This is a genomic window from Acinetobacter sp. YH12136 (assembly GCF_013418545.1).
Classification (GTDB): domain Bacteria; phylum Pseudomonadota; class Gammaproteobacteria; order Pseudomonadales; family Moraxellaceae; genus Acinetobacter; species Acinetobacter towneri.
The window spans coordinates 36,176-56,008 of sequence record NZ_VPBV01000020.1; the positions used below are offsets into that span (position 1 = coordinate 36,176).

18 protein-coding genes are annotated in these 19,833 nt (G+C 39.4%); 13 read left to right on the plus strand and 5 right to left on the minus strand.

All coding sequences use genetic code 11. The features are described from left to right. Position 1: 1 nt before the first annotated feature. A complete protein-coding gene (locus tag FTU71_RS10040) occupies positions 2-562 on the minus strand; it encodes a YcxB family protein (RefSeq protein WP_004977388.1) in 561 nt (186 codons plus the stop codon). 147 nt (positions 563-709) lie between these two features. Continuing rightward, positions 710-2,884 (minus strand): YccS family putative transporter, encoded by a 2,175-nt coding sequence (gene yccS / locus FTU71_RS10045; RefSeq protein ID WP_131261543.1) that lies wholly within the window; start codon positions 2,882-2,884, stop codon positions 710-712. A gap of 251 nt (positions 2,885-3,135) precedes the next feature. On the opposite strand from yccS, the gene FTU71_RS10050 reads away from it, so the two are divergent. The 3 genes from FTU71_RS10050 (at position 3,136) to gltS (ending at position 7,884) form a co-directional block, all read left to right on the plus strand. Continuing rightward, positions 3,136-4,320, plus strand: a complete 1,185-nt coding sequence (locus FTU71_RS10050) for a multidrug effflux MFS transporter (RefSeq protein WP_131261542.1) — start codon at positions 3,136-3,138, stop codon at positions 4,318-4,320. Positions 4,321-4,720: 400 nt separating this feature from the next. Further along, complete coding sequence (locus FTU71_RS10055; protein WP_180111937.1) at positions 4,721-6,025, plus strand: DcaP family trimeric outer membrane transporter; 1,305 nt, start codon at positions 4,721-4,723, stop codon at positions 6,023-6,025. A gap of 617 nt (positions 6,026-6,642) precedes the next feature. Further along, positions 6,643-7,884 carry a sodium/glutamate symporter gene (gene gltS, locus FTU71_RS10060; protein ID WP_180111938.1) on the plus strand — a complete coding sequence of 414 codons (1,242 nt, stop codon included), beginning with the start codon at positions 6,643-6,645 and terminating at the stop codon, positions 7,882-7,884. Positions 7,885-7,975: 91 nt separating this feature from the next. Here gltS and chrA read toward each other — a convergent pair whose 3' ends face one another. Continuing rightward, entirely contained in the window at positions 7,976-9,202 is a 1,227-nt protein-coding gene (gene chrA, locus FTU71_RS10065; protein ID WP_180111939.1) for a chromate efflux transporter, read from the minus strand. 270 nt (positions 9,203-9,472) lie between these two features. Between chrA and FTU71_RS10070 the strand changes: the two genes are divergently transcribed. The 3 genes from FTU71_RS10070 (at position 9,473) to FTU71_RS10080 (ending at position 11,851) form a co-directional block, all read left to right on the plus strand. Continuing rightward, complete coding sequence (locus FTU71_RS10070; RefSeq protein ID WP_180111941.1) at positions 9,473-10,447, plus strand: patatin-like phospholipase family protein; 975 nt, start codon at positions 9,473-9,475, stop codon at positions 10,445-10,447. A 355-nt stretch (positions 10,448-10,802) separates the two neighbouring features. Then, positions 10,803-10,973, plus strand: a complete 171-nt coding sequence (locus FTU71_RS10075; protein WP_165492551.1) for a hypothetical protein — start codon at positions 10,803-10,805, stop codon at positions 10,971-10,973. Positions 10,974-11,329: 356 nt separating this feature from the next. Beyond that, complete coding sequence (locus FTU71_RS10080; RefSeq protein ID WP_004977311.1) at positions 11,330-11,851, plus strand: acyl-CoA thioesterase; 522 nt, start codon at positions 11,330-11,332, stop codon at positions 11,849-11,851. A gap of 183 nt (positions 11,852-12,034) precedes the next feature. Here the strand turns inward: FTU71_RS10080 and FTU71_RS10085 are convergent, their stop codons facing one another. Beyond that, positions 12,035-12,247, minus strand: a complete 213-nt coding sequence (locus FTU71_RS10085) for a hypothetical protein (RefSeq protein ID WP_004977309.1) — start codon at positions 12,245-12,247, stop codon at positions 12,035-12,037. 521 nt (positions 12,248-12,768) lie between these two features. Here FTU71_RS10085 and FTU71_RS10090 point away from each other — a divergent pair. The 4 genes from FTU71_RS10090 (at position 12,769) to FTU71_RS10105 (ending at position 16,817) form a co-directional block, all read left to right on the plus strand. After that, positions 12,769-13,791, plus strand: a complete 1,023-nt coding sequence (locus tag FTU71_RS10090) for a GTP-binding protein (protein WP_096901474.1) — start codon at positions 12,769-12,771, stop codon at positions 13,789-13,791. 92 nt (positions 13,792-13,883) lie between these two features. Then, on the plus strand, positions 13,884-14,414 hold the full coding sequence (locus tag FTU71_RS10095) for a YaeQ family protein (RefSeq protein ID WP_004977306.1): 531 nt from the start codon (positions 13,884-13,886) through the stop codon (positions 14,412-14,414). A 58-nt stretch (positions 14,415-14,472) separates the two neighbouring features. Continuing rightward, on the plus strand, positions 14,473-14,814 hold the full coding sequence (locus FTU71_RS10100) for an FKBP-type peptidyl-prolyl cis-trans isomerase (RefSeq protein WP_004977304.1): 342 nt from the start codon (positions 14,473-14,475) through the stop codon (positions 14,812-14,814). 161 nt (positions 14,815-14,975) lie between these two features. Continuing rightward, positions 14,976-16,817: a diguanylate cyclase domain-containing protein gene (locus FTU71_RS10105; protein WP_373684956.1), complete on the plus strand. Its 1,842-nt coding sequence runs from the start codon at positions 14,976-14,978 to the stop codon at positions 16,815-16,817. Positions 16,818-16,841: 24 nt separating this feature from the next. Here the strand turns inward: FTU71_RS10105 and FTU71_RS10110 are convergent, their stop codons facing one another. Continuing rightward, positions 16,842-17,162 carry a co-chaperone YbbN gene (locus tag FTU71_RS10110; protein WP_180111940.1) on the minus strand — a complete coding sequence of 107 codons (321 nt, stop codon included), beginning with the start codon at positions 17,160-17,162 and terminating at the stop codon, positions 16,842-16,844. Positions 17,163-17,314: 152 nt separating this feature from the next. Here FTU71_RS10110 and FTU71_RS10115 point away from each other — a divergent pair, with 152 nt between their 5' ends. From FTU71_RS10115 to FTU71_RS10125, 3 genes are all read left to right on the plus strand, one after another. Further along, positions 17,315-18,307, plus strand: a complete 993-nt coding sequence (locus FTU71_RS10115) for an NAD(P)H-quinone oxidoreductase (protein ID WP_179994508.1) — start codon at positions 17,315-17,317, stop codon at positions 18,305-18,307. 303 nt (positions 18,308-18,610) lie between these two features. Continuing rightward, complete coding sequence (locus tag FTU71_RS10120; RefSeq protein ID WP_131262037.1) at positions 18,611-18,790, plus strand: hypothetical protein; 180 nt, start codon at positions 18,611-18,613, stop codon at positions 18,788-18,790. A 313-nt stretch (positions 18,791-19,103) separates the two neighbouring features. After that, positions 19,104-19,610 carry a hypothetical protein gene (locus FTU71_RS10125; RefSeq protein WP_004977287.1) on the plus strand — a complete coding sequence of 169 codons (507 nt, stop codon included), beginning with the start codon at positions 19,104-19,106 and terminating at the stop codon, positions 19,608-19,610. Positions 19,611-19,833: the final 223 nt, after the last annotated feature.

A 19,833-nucleotide genomic window follows, 5' to 3' on the forward strand; every position in this document is an offset into this window, starting at 1 on the left:
TTTAGATTTGCTTGGCTTCGCCTGCAGCTTCAGTCAAATGCTTGCGAATGGTGTTGAACGAAAAGTTCTTGCTGTCCATACGCTTAGGCAGAATATAAGCACCTTGCTGACCTTTTACTTTGAAGTTCATCAAAATAAATTCAGGGGTGTTGTACCATTCATACACATCTTTCCAGCCAATTGCACCCACGCCTTCTTGAGCGCCCATTTGCTGACGCATCACGATACCGTGCGGCTGTACGCCTAAACGAATCCCTTTAATTTCTTGAACAGGAAATTCATTCATTTTTCGCTTAACGTACCATTCCAAGCCGTATTTACGCACCAGCAGGTAGAGCACCACACAGACAATGGCAACCCAGCAGAAAATTGTCGAATAATTTTTTAATAGCAGAATGCCTAAAATGGAAAGGGCAACAATCACACCCATAATAATCCATGCTTTCATGCCAATTTTATTGGTACTGCGCCAAATTACCAGTTGTGCGTGACGTTGTTCTTCTTCAGAAACTTCGTAGATCACAGGCTGTAGGGTATAGGCGTATAAACTTTTCGCGGTCATAGTGAAACTAACAAATTTAAAACTATAAAAAGTTTAGCATTAATTGCTGTCATGCAGTGAGTATATTGTCGCAAAATCATGCTAAGGTCGGTGAATACTTGTGCAGCTTAGGGCGAATAAGTAGGCACTGACCGTTTGCAGGATTGTTTATAAAGACGCCAGTTCAGTTGCGTCCTGATCATGTTCGTGGCTTAAACTTTGTTTTAAGCGACTTAATTGTTGCAAGATACTCATCATCAAAGATAATTGCTGCAAAATAATTAATGATTTTTGATCTTCTTCTTTGTTTTGGCTTAAACGCTGACGAATGGTTTGCAACATGTTGTGTGCACTTAAATCTGGCGTTTCATCTTTCAGTAAAGCACCTTGAATATCGTCCATTGCTTGATCGAGCAGTTGCAAGACTTCCTGATCGTCAATTTTGTCACGATGCGCACCAAGTGCAGCAATATAGCTAATAAAGGTGTGATTTAGACACAAGAACTCAAAGGCTTGAGCTTTTTGATTGGGGTCAAAATCAGGTTCGGTGGCGAGTGTTGAAATCAGTGAAGCAACTTCTGCATCGGTATTATGAGCAGCACGGCGCACGACACGATAATTCAAACCGTTGTTGCGTCCATTTTTATATTGTTCAATCACTTCTGCCAAATAGCCACATTGCGCGGTGAGTGAGCGGCGAATCGTGCGTGATAGACGGCGGAATTTCCAATCGGGGAAGATAAAACTCACGCCAAACCATGCTAGCGCACAACCAATTAAGGTATCGACCATACGTGGTACGGCTGCAGCATAGCCTAAACCCTCTAGGTTAAAGTTCATCAGCGCCAAAATGGTCATAAAGGCAGTGGCTTGTGCATATTGTTTACTGCGCAATTCAAAGAACAACATGCCACTAATCACTAAAACCAGTAATTGTCCTTCTACAGATGGTACAAAATATAAAATGGTGTAGCCGACTACAATCCCTGCCAACGTCCCAATAATACGCAAACGTAAACGTCGTTTGGTGGTGTTAAAGTTGGGCTGCATCACAAACAGGGCGGTCAGTAAAATCCAGTAGCCATATTGAATATTGGTGACTTGCACAAAAATATAGCCAATCAATAGTACAATCGACAAACGAATGGCGTGGCGGAACAAGACCGATTCTGGGGTTAAATGCTGCTTGATCCGAATGACAATATCATCCCAACTTTTTAAGTCGTCATCTTTCAGTTGTTGTTCAATATGTTTTGATTTATCCAGTTTAATATTGCGTTCGGTTTCAAGGTTACGCAATTGAGCATCAATAGATTTCAGGTTTTGGTATAGGGCAAACAATGCATTAATCCAGACTTGGTCATATTGCTGTTCACTGCGCAGTTTTTCTAAAGACTGTTTAAGATTTTCAAAAGCATGTTTAAAACGCTTGTTATGCACATAAGGTTTACGGTGCAAAATGCTTTCGCTTAAATCTTTACAGGCTTTGCCCTGAATCGACAAAATGCGTTGGAAGCGAAATAAAATATCGCTGTGCTGAAATATTTTCGCCAGTTTTTGATAATCAATATGTGCAGAGTCGGCACGTTCGTGAATGTCTTGTGCGACAAAGTAATACTGTAAGCTACGTCGGGTATCTTTTTGCCCGCGGTCACCTTTTAAACGGGTCAGTAAAGCGGTTTTTAAGTCGTTAAAAATCGCAATTAATTTGCCATTTTCAAGTGATAAATCAATGATGCTTTGTTGATAACTCGGTGCAGTCATATCCACATCAAATAGATTTGATTTGGCAAATAAAAAATCACCCAAAGAAGAATAACTGAGTGAAAGTTTGTCTTGTAAGGCACGAACAGGGAACAGTAAAAAGCTGATGGTCGAAATTAAGCCGTACCAAATTGCGCCCGAAACCAAAAGCAGCGGCTGCATGTACCAGTCATCAAATAGGTTGACGCCAAGCATGGAATAGACTGACACCACCAAACAGCCATAAGAAATGGTGGCATAACGTCGTCCGAGCGAACCGAGCAAAATTAAGACAATACACGACAGGATTAAGCCTGTAGCAAATAAAATAGGATGCGGAAATAAAAACTGAATTGATGTGGCGGTAACAAAGAAACCAATATAGGTATAGAGCTGATTGACAATACGCACCGAAAAACGGTCATCAATATCACTCAAACCTGCTGCAAGCACACCTAAAGTTAAAGGAATAGTAGCAAGCTGCATCCCCATAAAATAGGGAACAAAAGCAGTTCCCGCAAATGCAATGAGCATGCGGATGTTATACATAAATGTGGTGTTATAGGTCGCTTGTTTGAGCTTTATCAGCCAAGGTTTCAACATCATTCCTTTAAGTAAACTTTTCTGTCTAAACAGAGATTTATGCTGCAAGATGAAGGTTTGCTTACATTGTAACTGTAGATGAGATGTTTAGAGTACCTAATATGTGAAAATTCATCTTTGATCACAACAAATCATACTATGGAGCGTGTAAGCTTGTCTGTACATCTGTCATTTCATCATAAAATATGAGCATATCGAAAACGCTGCCAAGTTCAAGCAGTACGCCACCATCTGCGCAACAACCCAACATGCGGCAATATTCGACTGCGTGGATTTTATTGTTGGCGTTATTGACTTCGCTTGGGCCTTTATCGATTGATATGTATTTGCCTGCCTTGCCCGTTATGGCAAGCGAGTTTGGCGTATCGACCCAAATGGTCGCAAACAGTTTGCCTGCCTACTTTTTAGGTTTGGCATTGGGTCAACTGATTTACGGGCCGCTGAGTGATCGGATTGGACGTAAGCCGCCTTTATATTTTGGCTTAGCACTGTTTTCACTCGCCAGTATGTTGTGCGTGTTTGCACAAAATGAATGGGGACTGATTGCTGCACGTATTTTGCAGGCTTTGGGTGGCTGTGTAGGTGTGGTAATTGCACGAGCAGCTATTCGTGATCGCTTAGATTTGCAAACATCCGCTCAAGCTTTTTCGAGCATGATGATTGTGATGACCATTGCGCCCATTATCGCGCCTACGCTGGGGGCATGGGTACTTAGATGGATGAATTGGCAAGCTATTTTTGTAGTGCTGACCTGCGTTGGAATTATTTGCTGTTTATGTGTGCACTTCTTTTTTAAAGAAACTTTGGCGAAAGAACGTCGTTTAAATTTGAACTTTCAGCAAGTACTGACCTTATATTTTGCCATTTTAAAAGATCGTGATTTTCGTTTTCCAATGTTGGCAGGCTGTCTGACTGGTGGGGCATTGTTTTGCTATATCAGCGGTTCAAGTGCAGTCATGATGGATCAATATGGCTTGAGTGAAACAGCTTTTGCTTATGTGTTTGGTGCCAATGCGATTGGTATTATGCTGTTTTCGACCCTGAATAAAAAAATCAGTGGCAAATTGGGTGTGTTACAACGCTTAAAATTGGGCAGCATGATTCAACTGAGTGGTGCGGTCATTCTACTGCTTGCAGGTAGTTTGGGGTATGCACCTTTGGCATTGGTGATGGTCGGTTTATTTCTTGCCGTGTCTGGGATTGGTTTTACAGGCCCGAATGCCATGGCACTAGCTATGGCAAAACAAGGCGCACGTGCAGGAACAGCCAGTGCGGTCATGGGCAGTGTGCAATTCTTTTGTGGCTTGATTGGTGGAGTGTTACTCAACTTTTTAACAGGCAGTGCTTTGCTGAATATGGCTGTATTAATGCTGCTATTTATTGGGTTTGGGATGTTTGCCGTTTTTCATATTTTGCAACCTCAATCAGATTGAGTTGGGGTCAATACTTTTTCAAATGGTGATTTTTTTCGAAAAAATCGGGCTTTTTAACAGAACTGAAATATATACAATAGTCTAATGGTGGTGTAAATACTTGAATAATCAACCTATTTAAGGTGTTGAATTTTATATGGTTTAATTGTTTGAATCTGTAATTATGATTAATTGTGATTTCTTATTCGGGAAAACTGATTTTAATAAACGTCATAACTTGATAGATTGAAGCCTGTAATAAATGACACAAATTGTAATATTTTAAATATTTGGGTGTCTTGGACTATTTGGCAAAAGTGTTTTGATTTTTCAGCCATTTTTATAATTCGATGTGAAATCGATAGATGACGAACAAAATCATCATGCACGGATGCAGCGTTGTTTTATTTTGGAGAGATAAATGAGTCAATTACTCAACGGTCAATTTATGATCAAAGGTTTAGCTATTGCTGTTACAACTTTAATGGTAGGTACTGCACACGCAGCAAAAACTGAGCAACAACAAATTCAAGAACTTCGTCAAGAAGTTGAAGCGTTAAAATCATTAATTCAGCAACAACAGCAAGTACAACAACAGCAGCAAACTCAAATTGCCCAAGTACAACAGGCGAAGCCTGCTGCACCTGTAAGTGCATTAAGCAGTTTAAAGTCTAAATCTGGTGCAGATGTTTCTATTTATGGTTCGATCCGTGGTGATGCGAACTATATTATTGATGGTGCGGATAGTGACTTTAACAGTACTCATACTGTGGGTAATGCAACAACTAAATCTACAAAAGATAAATTACGTGCTACACCAAAAGTTACTCGTTTTGGATTAGATTTTAATACGCCAATGGGTGACAACAAGCTAGGTGGTAAAATCGAAGTTGATTTTGCAAGTTCTGATAATGACAAATCAGAAAACTTACGTATCCGTCATGCTTATTTGACTTTAAATAACTGGTTATTTGGTCAAACCACATCGAACTTCTTGTCTAATCATGCACCAGAAATGATTGACTTCGCAACGAATATTGGTGGTGGTACAGCGCGTGTACCGCAAGTTCGTTATGGTTATAAGCTAGCGCCTGCAACAGAATTATTTGTTTCGGCTGAAGAGGGCAACAGCACAGCTGGTAAAGTTTCAGCAAGTACAGTCTCACCTACACCAGTAACTTATCGCGCACCAGTATTGACTGCAAAAGTGACTCAAGGTTTTGCTGATGGTAAAGGTTCAGCTTCTGCACGTGCATTGGTTGAACATTACAAATCAGAAGCAGCAAATGATGATAAAACTGGTTGGGGTGCTGCTGTAGGCACGAATTATCAAGTTGCAGAACCTTTAAAAGTATCTGCAGACGTAACATATGTAAAAGGTAACAGCAATTACTTATATGGTAATAACTCAGCATTTGTAGTTGATGGTAATAGCATTGAGCAAAATGAAACGATTGGTGTACAAGTGGGTGCAACCTATAAGTTCTCACCACAACTACGTTCAACTTTAGCCTACGGTGCTTTATTTGCCGATGATGGTACAGACTATGCGCGTTTAAATGCTGATGCTAACGAAAAAGTACAACAAGCGTGGATTAACTTTATCTATTCACCTGTAAAACCAGTCGATTTAGGTATTGAATATCTAAATGGTGAGCGTAAAAACTTTGATGGTAAGAAATTCAGTGACGACCGTGTAGGCTTTATGGCGCGCTATAGCTTCTAAGTCGCTACTTTTGAGCAAAATCGAAAACAGAGCTTAATTTTAGGCTCTGTTTTTTTTATGCTTTAAATTTATAACATTAATTCAATAACTTAAATTTTATTCACTTTTATAAAATGCTTTAACTTTCACTTATAGCTGAAAACAATCATTAAAATTTATAGAAAAAACGCAGAAAATAGCAGCTTTTTGTCAAAAAAAATGCATAATGATCGACCTTTAATCTTGCTGTTTTTTATCAAGTGGTTGAATATCTTTATCGGAAGGTATTTATCCACCTCAGATATTTTGGAGCTTATATGAGATTACCTCTCAGTGTTAAGCCGATTCAGTTGTTTGCACTCGAAGTCACCCCGAAAGTGAAAATGCTGTCTTTTGTCTTTCTTTTCTTCTGTTCTAGGCAAACGCAGACCATAACGCTTGAGCGAAACCTAAGGATTGGGTTGGCTCAGCGAAACGCATACCTCTTAAACATCGGTCAAATACAATACTGTTTACATACTTTGTATTGCGGCATTTTTTAGTTGATTTAGAGTCATAGTGATGCAAATGCTTTGGTTTGCATAGACAGATCTACATCATATTAAAAAATAATCTGCAATCACTATATGGATATTGCCATGGAATTTACTTTTAATGCGTTTTATACGCTGATTGCTGCGGTCATCGTCCTGCTCTTAGGGCGACTTTTAGTCAATAAAATTGATTTTTTAAAACGCTATAACATTCCTGAACCTGTTGCAGGTGGTTTGGTTGCCGCAATTATTTCATTGTTAGTGCATCAATTTTGGGGTTATAGCATTACCACCAGTAGCGCATTACAAACCAGCTTTATGCTGATTTTCTTTGCCTCGATTGGTTTAAGTGCGAACTTTTCTAAATTGCGTCAGGGTGGAATCGGTTTAATTATTTTCTTGATTGCAGTTGCAACATTTATTGTGGTGCAAAACTTTGTCGGTATTAGCCTTGCAACTTTGTTAGGTATTGATCCGCTAATTGGTTTAATTGCAGGTTCAATTACCTTAACTGGCGGTCATGGTACGGCAGGTGCGTGGGGTGAAATTTTAGAAACCCAATATGGTATTCAAGGTGCTTTGGCACTGGGCATGGCAAGTGCGACCTTTGGTTTAATTATTGGTGGTTTAATTGGTGGTCCACTGGCTAAAACTTTAATCAACCGTCATCAATTGGCTGTACCACGTACCGACGAACAAATTGAAAAACGCGATAATACGCCTGCGGATCAAGATTCCAATGAGTTTATTCCATTTGAATATCCGCATCAGGTTCGTTTAATTACAGCAGATAATGCAATTACTACTTTGGGTTTATTTGCTGGATGTTTGGCATTTGCCGAATTTATGACAGGCGCTGCCAAAGGCAGCATGTTTGAATTACCAACTTTCGTTTGGGCATTGGCGGGCGGTGTGGTTCTGCGTAATGTCTTAGAAAGTATTTTTAAAGTTAATATTTTTGACCGTGCGATTGATGTGTTTGGGAATGCATCTTTATCGTTATATTTGGCGATGGCGTTGTTGTCACTCAAACTATGGCAATTGGCCGATTTGGCAGGTCCGTTGATGGTGATTTTAGGTGCGCAAGCACTCACAATGGCGTTATATGCTGCCTTTGTAACCTTTCGTATTATGGGGAAAAACTACGATGCAGCCGTGCTGGCAGCAGGACACTGTGGTTTTGGGATGGGGGCAACGCCAACAGCAGTCGCCAATATGCAGGCCATTACCAATATGTATGGTCCATCTTATAAAGCGTTCTTGATTGTGCCGCTGTGTGGTGCATTCTTTGTCGATTTAATTAACGTTGCGGTGATTCAATCTATTCTAAAATTCTTTGGTGGCTAAGCTCCAAAGCATGAAGGATTGATTCAGTCATCCACAAAAAATGCCAGTTCAATTGAACTGGCATTTTTATTTGATCTGTAGCATTTTTAATTTAAGCCATGAAATGCAAAAATGCTGTATAGACCAGAAAACTACCAATTAAACTGAGCCAAATAGGTAGTTTGGATTTTAATAATCCAATCACCAAAACAATAAACAGCAGATCAGCAATACTCAAAATATGACGCTGTGCCATTTCGAGCACCATATACAGCAGCAAACCGACTACAGCTGCATTAATACCTGTTACCGCATGACGGATATAGGCTTGCTGCATTAACCAAGACCAATAAGGCAAGGTCGCAAATACCAAAAAGAAAGACGGCAGAAAAATCGCCAACGTGGCTAAAGTCGCATTCAGCAGCGTTGATTCTGTCATTGGAATCAAACTGCCCAAATATGTTGCAAAGCTGAACAGTGGGCCAGGCACCAATTGCGCCATGGCATAACCCAAATCGAACTGTTCTGTACTGACTAAGCCTGTGCTAACAAAATCTTGATGCAATAAAGGCAAAATGACATGCCCACCGCCAAAGACCAAAGATGCGGCTTGATAGAAACTTAAATTGGCTGCATAGAGTAATTGAGGTTGCAGCCAGTTTAGACCTGACAGCACAATAAAGGGTGCAACAAAAAGTACTGCCCAAAATACAGCATAACGACGATGTTTGAGTAAATGTGCCGCAGTAAAATGCGTATCTGTCGCCGTTGTATTGGTGGATGCTGGTGCAGCAGTCGGTGCTGCGTGTTTCGCCATCCAAATGCCAAAACAAGCGGCAATCAGAATCACCAAAACTTGATTGAAGCTCAATGGCACCAGATAAATAAATAGGGCAGAAGCAAACATTAAGGCATATTGCCAAACCGTTTTACAAAAACTGCGCAACATTTGCCAAAATGCCCAAGCTACCACGGCCAATACGATCAGTTGAATACTGTGAAAGCTATTTGAAGACAGGACATCTAAATATTGATGTCCCAAAACTGCAACCAAAGCCATAAACAACGCTGAAGGTAGGGTGAAACCCAACCAAGCTAGGACTGCACCCCAATAGCCTTTTTGCAAATAACCAATCGCTAACCCCACCTGACTACTAGTTGGGCCAGGTAAGAGTTGTGCAAGTGCGACAATTTGTGAATACTGGGATTCATCTAGCCATTTGAGTTGTTGCACAAAACGCTGATGGAAAAACACCAAATGCGCTGCAGGCCCACCAAAAGACAGACAGCCTAATTGCAGAAAAATCCAGAATAATAAGGAATAAGAAGGTGTTGGCATATAATTTTAGACAGATTCGACTTGTGCGCCACTGTAGTCGCTAGACGTGACAGTTTAACGAATTACTACAAGGATCGGTTAAAATAATAGATAGACTATGGGCGCTCATGCAAGGTAAAAACAGAGAGCATAACTGTTGACGTTAAGAGGGTTGCTGTATCAAGTAGGCTGATCAACCTTGACACGATTGATGGTGAAATATCGACTGAAACCTATGGATTCAAGAAGGTCATTATGAAAATTGGGTATGTATCTCTTACAGCATTACTGATGGTGGGATGTCAGGTGGTGCCATCGCAGCAGCAATTTTCGACTCAAACTTTGCGTGAGTCGCAGCCCGTGGTTGAAGCAGAGTCACGCCTGAATCAAATTGATTTTCGTCAGTTAAAACAACAAAAAAAACGTCCAATTGTTGCATTGGTTTTGGGCAGTGGTGGTGCTCGTGGTTATGCACATATTGGAGTAATTGAAGTACTTGAGCAGTACGGTATTCATCCTGATTTTATTGTGGGCAGCAGCGCAGGCAGCATTGTCGGTTCAATTTATGCCAGTGGTAAAAATGCACAGCAATTACGTGAAATTGCCATGAATATGAAAGCCAATGATGTGCGGGATGTGACTTTAGATTTAAAAGGCTTTTTTGATGGTAAAAAAGTTGAAAATTATGTCAATGTACAAGTCGATCAACTCCGTTTGGAGCAATTTAAAATCCCGATGTACGTGGTGGCGACTGAATTAAAAGAAGGCAAAAAAGTTGTATTTAATTATGGCAATACGGGTCAAGCGGTGCGTGCGTCAGTGTCTATCCCAAGTATGTTTGTACCTACTAAAATTGCAGAACATGAATATGTCGATGGTGGTTTAGTGAGCCCTGTACCTGTCAAGGTTGCACGCGATTTAGGGGCAGATATTGTGATTGCCGTGAATATTTTGGCGCAGCCTATTCATACTGAAACCAGTAATGTGTGGGGATTGTTTAACCAAAATATTAATATTATGCAAAAGCATTTGGCCAATGAAGAATTGAAACTGGCAGATGTGGTCATTCAACCCGATTTACGTGAAAAAGCCCATATTTTTGATGTAAAAGGGCGCGAAGCGACTATGCTGGCAGGTGCAGAAGCAACCGCAGCGCAATTAAATAAAATTGATCAGGTCTATCAACAGCATCATTATGCGCATGGGCATAGAATTGTAGACTATAAAGTGAGTAATACTTTTGGGCTTTATGGACAGTTTAAATAGCTGTCCAGATCCTTCATTTAGGTCAATTCAATGAAATCAACAGATTTAACTTAAGTCTAATTAGGTGCTTGATAAAAATAACTTTAATGTTAGATTGCTTAGATTTATTCTTTGTAAGTATTTGATATTATATTTTAAAAATAAAGATACCCTAAAGATATCTAAATACTGAGATGAGGTATTTAGACTTAAAATCAATTTTTTAGCGTGTTCTTTCGCACTGTTTCCATTTATTCTATGTAGCATTTACTGAATTCGTTTTTTAAGCAGTTTACCAATTGAACATGCTTCCAAGACAGCCTAACTTTTGTGCTTCAGGACTTTAAAACTTTATAAAAAATCGAGGGGATACTTCATGCACGGCTTTGAAATTGGACAGCAGGTGAAACTTGCTACTATGGAGCAAGTTATTTTTACAGTGACGATGATTAATCCAGATGGTTCTTATGTGATTGAAGCTGCACTGAGTACTGAACAAACTTTGACTTATAGCAATGTGTCGCAGGAAATGCTGCGCTTGGCTTAAATGTCGCAGCGAAGTTTGAAAATTTACGGGGAAATTGAACTTTTTTTGTGTAAATTCGCCGAAATTTGCTTGAATAATCCATTGAATAAAAGATTTTAGATTGTTTTTTGAACACTTGAATCAGGGGGATTCACGTAATATTCAATTTGAACAAATATTCTAAAAAATTAGAAATGGATTAAAAAATAACAGCTTGGGAGTCTTAGTGTTAGTCTTATAATTTTAAATAAATGTTATCATAAACAATATAAATAATAATGATGCAGTTGTTGCCGAAATGAACATTCAAACTTTTATAAACGCGATATAATAATACGCTCATATCTTACTGTCTTTAAAAGAGTCTAGAGAACGCGATGTCACCATTAGATCAAATTGCCCCAGTGTTAGATGACCAGTCAGAATTAACCATGACCGTGTTAATGACACCCGACATGGCAAATTTCTCAGGGAATGTACATGGTGGAACAATTTTAAAACTATTAGACCAAGTGGCGTATGCATGTGCGAGCCGCTATTCGGGTAGTTATGTGGTGACCCTTTCGGTTGATAAAGTGAACTTTAAAGAGCCGATTCATGTGGGTGAATTGGTGACTTTCCTTGCTAGTGTGAACCATGTCGGTCGTACTTCAATGGAAATTGGGATTCGTGTAGAAGCACAAAATATTCAAAAGCGTACAGTGCGCCATACCAACAGCTGTTACTTCACTATGGTTGCTGTCGATGAAAATGGTAAACCAAAACAAATCCCTGCGTTGAAATTAGACAATGACTGGAAGCGTTGCCGTTTTGAAGCAGCAGAGCAGCGTAAAGTAGCACGTTTGCAAGAAAATCATCATCCATCTTGCAGCATTTATAAGAAAACTGAACAAAACTAAATTTTCATCAAATTTAGCTGAAAACCTGTTTGCAATTGTAGACAGGTTTTTTGTGCCTATTTTTTAATTTTGTCCAAGGCAATATTGATTGGCTTTGTAGATAAACAAAAACTGAGTAAACCGAGAGAGTGGCGGAAAACTCAGTTTTTGTATTCGATTTACATTTTTAAATGTATCTAAGTTTTAAGGCTGTTGCGTCGATGCAGCAGGGGTTTCAGTGCTTGCTTCAGATGCAGGTTGTGCAGCAGCTTGTTCTGAAGCTGGTTCAGCCACAGTTTCCTGCGTTGAAACAACCACTTTTTCCTGTTCTGTTGCTGTCGATTCAGCCTTTGCAGCAAAAGTAGTTGCAGTGGCAAAAGCAAAAGTTGAAGCGAGTAAAATTTGTGTCAATTTCATGGTTTGGCATCCTTATTTAAAGTTTTTCATGAGTAGTAGGGAGTGCTCAGCACAAGCATTAAGTAAAAAAACTTATTGCGGCTAAAGTGTTCAAGTCAGTCATCACCTGATTTGAACGGGCTGAACAGGAACTCATGCTAAAGAGCCAAAGCTATGGGATCAATGCTTGCAACAAAGCAAAACAATGACGGTTACTTGAACCGCACAATGATGATGAATAGGTCGTAGTTTGGTAATTTTTGTTTTAAATATGCAGTCAAATCCAATCAAAATGGCTGTGTTTTCCGCAATAAAATTGCGTGGTTGGCAATAAAACATAACATCAAGCGGCTAAAACTCGTGTATTTCCCCAAATAAGTTGCAGATCATCACGTAATAAATGTAAGCGAATTTTTCAAATCATGATGGTGATAGATGTGCTGAAATGAATAAATTTCAGTGTGTTTAGATTCAGATTGAACTAATCGCTAAACTTGCTTAGCATGCTTGAGTTGTTTGAAATTCAATAAAGTGAGCTTATTTTGAAATTAATTGCACCACAAAAAGCAGTCCCGACGCATATTATTTCTGGTTTTCTCGGTGCAGGAAAAACCACCTTATTGAAACAGTTACTCAGCCAAAAACCAGAACATGAAGTTTGGGCGGTGCTGATGAATGAATTTGGACAAATCGGGGTCGATCAACAACTCTTACCTCAGCAACAGGGTTATCAAGTCAAAGAATTATTGGGCGGTTGCTTATGTTGTAGCAGCCAATTGCCTATGCAAATTGCTTTGTCGCGTTTATTGTCCGAAGCGAAGCCTGACCGTTTATTCATCGAGCCGACAGGTTTGGGGCATCCTGCGCAACTCTTGGAACAACTGACCGAACCACATTGGCATACGCATTTATCGATGCGCGCCTTGGTGACGGTAGTAGATGGTTCGCGTTTGCATGATCAGGCGTGGACGCAGCAAAACCTGTATGCCGATCAGCTCAAAGCTGCACAAATTATTGTGGTGTCACATGCAGACCAAATGCAGGCGGCAGATGAGCAAGCCCTCATACAACTACAACAGGAATATCAAGCCTACGCGCAAAAATGGTTGAAAGCAGAACAGGGTCATCTGGCTTTGACCGAAATGGATATACCGTATGTCGGTACACAGCGTAAAATTCAGCCGTTGCTAAAATTGCAACAGAAGGTCAGCTCTACAAATCTGCAAGAGTCTGCAGAAATCAAACAATTGCCATATCACTATGTCGAAACTGCACAAGGATATGCAGTCGCAGGTTGGAAATTGCCTAAACGTTGGCAATTCGACTTTTATCCCTTATTAGATTTACTCTGTGAACAGCAAGATTGGCTGCGTATTAAAGGAATTTTTTATACCAATCAGGGTTGGAAAAGTTTCAACTTCAATCCGCAGCAATTTAATTATCAATCTACCGATGAAGGCATAGACAATCGGTTGGAAATTATTTATCAAAGCGAGCGTGATTGGGAAAAATTTGAGGCTGAACTATTGGCGTATCGGGTCGATGCTGCTGCGGTTCTAGACTGAAATCTATACGTTATCGGGCAAACGATACAGCAAAATCACAGAAAATCCATTATGCTTAGTGGCAAATTTAAACATAGTTTTAGGAATAGACAATGGCGCTGAAAGCGACAATTTATAAGGCAGATTTGAACATTGCCAATATGGATGTGCATCAATACGGTGACTATCAGCTCACCATGGCATTGCATCCTTCTGAAACTATTGAGCGATTGATGGTGCGTATTTTGGCATTCGCACGTTATGCAGATGAAGCTTTGGAATTTACCAAAGATTTATTTGAAACCGATGAGCCTGCTTTGTGGGAAAAAGACTTAACAGGGCAGTTAATTAAGTGGATTGAAGTCGGTTGCCCAGATGAAGACAAAGTCAAAAAAGCCAGTTCGCGTTGTAAGCAAGTTGCGATTATTGCTTATGGTTCATCGGTAGATGAATGGTACAAACGTAACAGTAAAATCAAAACTTTAAATAATGTTGAAGTGTGGCAACTATCGCCAGCGAGTACCGAAGCCGTTCAAGCTTTATGCGAACGTACCATGCAATTGCAGTTGAATGTAATGGATGGCGAATGGACATTGATTGGCGATCAGGCACAGGCTCAGATTGAGTGGACACAGTTGCAATAACACTTGCACGAGCTGGAAATTATCTTAAACATCGAAGTGTAAATATTTGGAGATGAACATGAGTGCAGAATTAGAAATTATTGATTTGGTGGTGGGTGAGGGGAAAGAAGCGGTTAAAGGCGCTTTAATTACTACGCATTACACAGGCTGGTTGGAAGATGGCACCAAGTTTGATTCATCCTTAGACCGTGGTAACTATTTTGAAACCGTGATTGGTACAGGTCGTGTCATTAAAGGCTGGGATCAAGGCATCATGGGGATGAAAGTGGGTGGTAAACGCAAACTGATCGTACCTGCGCATTTGGCTTATGGTGAGCGCAAAATGGGCAATATCATTCCTGCTAATTCTAATTTGATTTTTGAAATTGAATTGTATGATGTGAAAACACGCGATCAATAAACACCTTTCAACTTAGCCAAACCGCTAGAATTTAAGTCATTCATCCGATGCCAGTAAGGTCTAGCATAAATGACTTAATTTTTTACTTCAAATTTAGTGCAAGAACGATTAGATTAAAAAACAAGCACAATAGGACTTTTGCATTTTTGAATTTCACTCGGATGTGGCACAAGTGTGCATTACTCTTCTTAATTTTACTGTGCAGTGTACTCACACCACCGTGTGTGTTGGCGCAGTATGAGTCTGCACCTGAATCTTACTATCTCCATCAACAACTGCTCAATTCTGTTCAATTTACTGAAGATCAATCGAGTATTTTGACTGGGCGATGGTTGTTTTATCCGCAACAATTGATTCAAGAACCCAGTGCGGTACTGGCATCGAATACCGTTGAATTGCCTGCTTCATTTGAAGATTTAATGGGCAATGCCAGTACTTACGGCACTTTTATTGGGCACTTTCAAATTCCAAAAGAATTTCTAGGCAGACGTATTGCGATTTGGATTCCCAACCAATATGGCGCCTATCGGGTATTTTTAAATGGCGATCCACTGGTGCGTGTTGGCACAGTCGGTGCAGATGCGAGTAGTCACCAAACCGAAAATGCCCCACGAATTGCATATTTTGTTCCTGAAAGTGAATATTTTACCCTGACCATTCAAGCGTCTAGCTTTCAGAGCTTGCAAGGTGGTTTAAAAAATCCAATGAAAATTGGTTTAAGTCGCACCATCAATCAACAGTATCAGCGTTTGATGATGAGTATTGCCATGATTTGTGGGGCAGTACTTGGTATTGGTTTGTTTACCTTGATGTTTTCGGCATTTAGTCTTGCAAATGGTGGAAAGACCAAGCGTATTTTTATTTTCGGCATTTTTATTGTTTTTCTGGCATTACACAATTTATTTTCTGCACCCTATGCCTATACCACTTTCCTGAATTTAAGTTGGTCTTGGGGAATAAGACTCGAATATTTATTTAGTTTTTTAGCGATTTTATTTTTCCTGAGTTATATGTTTTTGCTCAGTTCGCGCTATTTGCATCGTTGGGTATATAGCGCGGCAATGCTGTTATTGAGCTTTAATATTGGGGTGACGCTGTGGGCAGAACCCACTATTTTTCAGCAGTTGGCATTTTATAGTTCATTTTTCTTTGTTTTGATTTTGGCAAATTTTACTTATGGATTTTATCAAACCCTGCGTTCAGGAGAGGATTATTCCAAAATTAATTTTTGGGCAGTAATTATTCTATGTGGCACATTTATTCATGATTTTTTATTAATGCTGAATCTGGTCAATTCCATTCATTTATCTTTTATTTCGACCAGTGTTTATGCATTGCTTATCATGTTTCAGCAGGCACGAAATTATGCCTACCATAACTTGCGCATTGAACGCTTGAACCAAAAGCTGATTCATTTAAACAACTCGTTAGATTTAAAAGTGCAGGAACGCACTGAACAACTCAGACTTTTGAATGAAAAACTGGAAATACAGATTAATACTGATGCATTAACGGAGGCGTATAACCGCCGTGCATTAAATGAAGAAATTCAGCGTTTGTATTTTGAAACCTTGCAAAATAAGCGACATATTTTGGTTTTTGCGATGCTCGATGTCGATTATTTTAAAAAATACAATGATCATTATGGGCACTTAAAAGGTGATCAAATTCTGCAAAACTTAGTTAAGGTTTTACAAAACACTTTGCCTAAAAATGCGTTTGTGGCACGTTATGGTGGCGAAGAGTTTGCCATTTTACTGCACGATATTCCACACCCTGCAATTGCACCACTCATGCAAAAAGTCTTGCAGGCTGTGCGTGATGCAGCTTTTGAGCATGTGGCACGAGAAGACCATAAACAATATGTGACTTTAAGTATGGGCGTGGCGTGGATGACTCGCGCACAAGCGTATACGCACGTGGATGATTTTATGAAAGCCGCAGATGCGCATTTATATCAAGCCAAACAGGCAGGACGTGATCAGGTAGTAATTCAAACTTAATATGTTGACGCTACTCTACATGGCTTAAAGATAGCTCTGAATTTTTTGTTGAAGTTGTACGACAGAAACATTGCCCGACAGTCGTTCAACAATTTGCCCATCTTTAAAAATCAGAGTGGTCGGTAAACCAAAGACTTGATAACGCAAAGTTAAAATTGGAGATTGATCGACATTCACTTTGCCAAACTTTACCGAAGCATCAAAAAGTTGGGCAAGCTGCTCAAAAAATGGTGCATTTTGAACACAAGGCGTACACCACGTCGCATAACAACGAATCACCGCAACGCCTGTTTCATATTCAAACTCACGGTAATTATTTTCGTTGTATTCCACAATTTCTGACATCACATACTCTTTAATCATAAATAAAAATTTAATCACGCATGAAACACCACGGCATGAGAATTATACCTAAGTTAATCTGGGTTTTAATGCTTTGCTGTTTTATGTTCAAATAGTCAGAATTCATATCAGCATCAAACAATCAGGGATTTGCCATGACACAAAACACAATGCAGCAGATTATTATCACAGAACCAGGTGGCCCAGAAAAATTAGCCTATGAAACGGTTGCAATACCTGAGCCACAAGCCAATGAGGTTTTGGTCAAAGTACATGCTTTTGGTTTGAATCGTCCTGATATTTTACAGCGTCAGGGTCTGTATCCTATGCCTAAAGGCGTGACGCCAGTGCCAGGTTTAGAAGTAGCAGGTGAAGTAGTTGCTGTGGGTGCAGATGTTAGCCAATTTAAAGTTGGTGATGCAGTGTGTGGCTTAACCAATGGTGGTGGTTATGCAGAATATTGTGTTGTACCAGAAAGCCAGACTTTGACAATTCCAACAGGTGTCAGTTTTGTACAAGCCGCTGCGATACCTGAAACATTTTTTACTGTGTGGGCCAATGTATTCCAAATGGGTAAAGCCAAAGCAGGTGAAACGGCGCTGATTCATGGTGGAACCAGTGGTATTGGTACAACTGCTTTAATGCTGTGCAATGCCTTAGGTTTAAAAACCTTTGCAACCGTAGGTTCAGATGAAAAAGTACAAGCAATTTCACACCTCACCACAGCAATTAATTACAAGACACAAGATTTTGAACAAGTGATTAACGAAGTGACAGACAATGCTGGGGTCGATGTCATTTTAGATATTGTTGGTGCGCCGTATTTGGAACGTAATTTAAACTTATTACGTCGTGATGGTCGCTTGGTGTATATCGCATTCTTAGGTGGTGCAAAAGCCAAAGAAGTAAAACTTGGTCAAATTATGATGAAGCGTCTTACCATTACGGGTTCGACCATGCGCGCCCGCAATACTGCAGAAAAAGCTGAAATTACCAAAGGTTTGCAAGAGATAGTTTGGCCATTGTTAGCCAAAGGTGAATGTCTGCCTATGATTTATAAAACCTTTCAGTTTGATCAAATTCAGCAAGCGCATGCCGAAATGGATACAGGCGAGCATGTGGGCAAAGTAGTGGTCGAAGTGATTTAAAGACTCAAATTTAAAATCAACGTACATAAAAAAACTGACCGAGTGTCAGTTTTTTTATGTGTACTTTATAGAGGATTTTAACAAAGATTTTTTGAATCAGTTTTAGCAATTATTTTAATCATAATTACATAAATATTCCTTTAAACTACAATTCAACACAATGAAATTTTTCCAAATAGTCAAATATTAAGGAGGTGTAGGACACACCCTGTCAATAATAAACCTTATCTTTATATTCATTGAATTCATTCTCAAGATTACAAAACGGTTCATGTAAAATAATTTGATAGAGAGAGCAGGCTTATGAAAATTTTATCTGCATATACGACAAAGCACAGTCTACGTGCATTAAAACGGTTACACAAAAATATTGTTCGTCAGCAAATCAATGTTGGGAACTTAAATAAAATGTATCATGCGATGCTACATTTAGAGCGCTATATTGACCGCCTCGATCATGATAAACGCGAAAACTTGTATTAAGTGTAAAGAGCAACCTGTTAATTATTTTTTACTAAAAAGTACAAGTGAGTTGAAAAGTTAAACCTGTTATTTATTGGATTATTCATTTGAAATAACGGGTTTTAAATAGACGGTAAAATTCAGGAGAAAAACTAAGGGAACAATAAGAAATTTAAAATAAACAAGGATGATCAAAGCTGAAAGATCAATTTTAAACTGCTGCACTGTAATAGGTGCAGCACTGCCTTGTGTGAACAATTGCTTCGGAATGTGTCGAGCTTTTAGCTAAATTGTGCGAAAATAGCGTTTTGCTATTTTTGTCCAAGGGCAGTACATGATTGACCAATCTCCTGAATCATTAAGTGATATCGAAATACTCGACATTTTGCAGTCTATGAAAAGTGATGAGCTAGACACAGAGGCAAAAGAAATTATCCGTAATGGTGGGAAAGCAGGTCGTCAGGAAGCGCATAAAGCAGCGTTGGTGGCACTGAATCAATCATTTGAAAGCAAATTTGTAGAAGCGGTGAGTTTGGCTTTGCAGTTAAATGAAGCGCAAATGAAAAAAATTCGTTATAAAAAAGACCGTGTGCGTATTTTAAAAGCACGTGGGATTGATTATTTAGCCATTGATGGCACAGAAACTGCACAAGTATTGGCTCAGGTTGCACAAGCGATTGTGCGTGAAGATGCTGTGGTAACGCATGATTTGCACAATATTTTCCCTTTCTGGAAAGAAGGTTGGCCAATGGTGCAATTCGACAATGTCTATAAAATTTTAGCTGAAGATATTGCGATTCATTATCAAGCAGTATTGGATGAGTTGATCAGTAAGTATTAAGTAAATACTCAGCTAAATTTCAGAAGTATCAGTTCAGATTTAAAAAAGCACCACTTCATTTTGATGTGGTGCTTTTTTGTGAATGCGAGAAAATGTGAGGGCGTTCAAAATTCTGTGTCAGTAAATTTGACTAGATTTTAATTATATCATCTAATCGACCTTCAAAGTAAATGGATAATTGAGTAATCGTTTGTCCCCATTCCTGAATAGGCATTGTCCATTT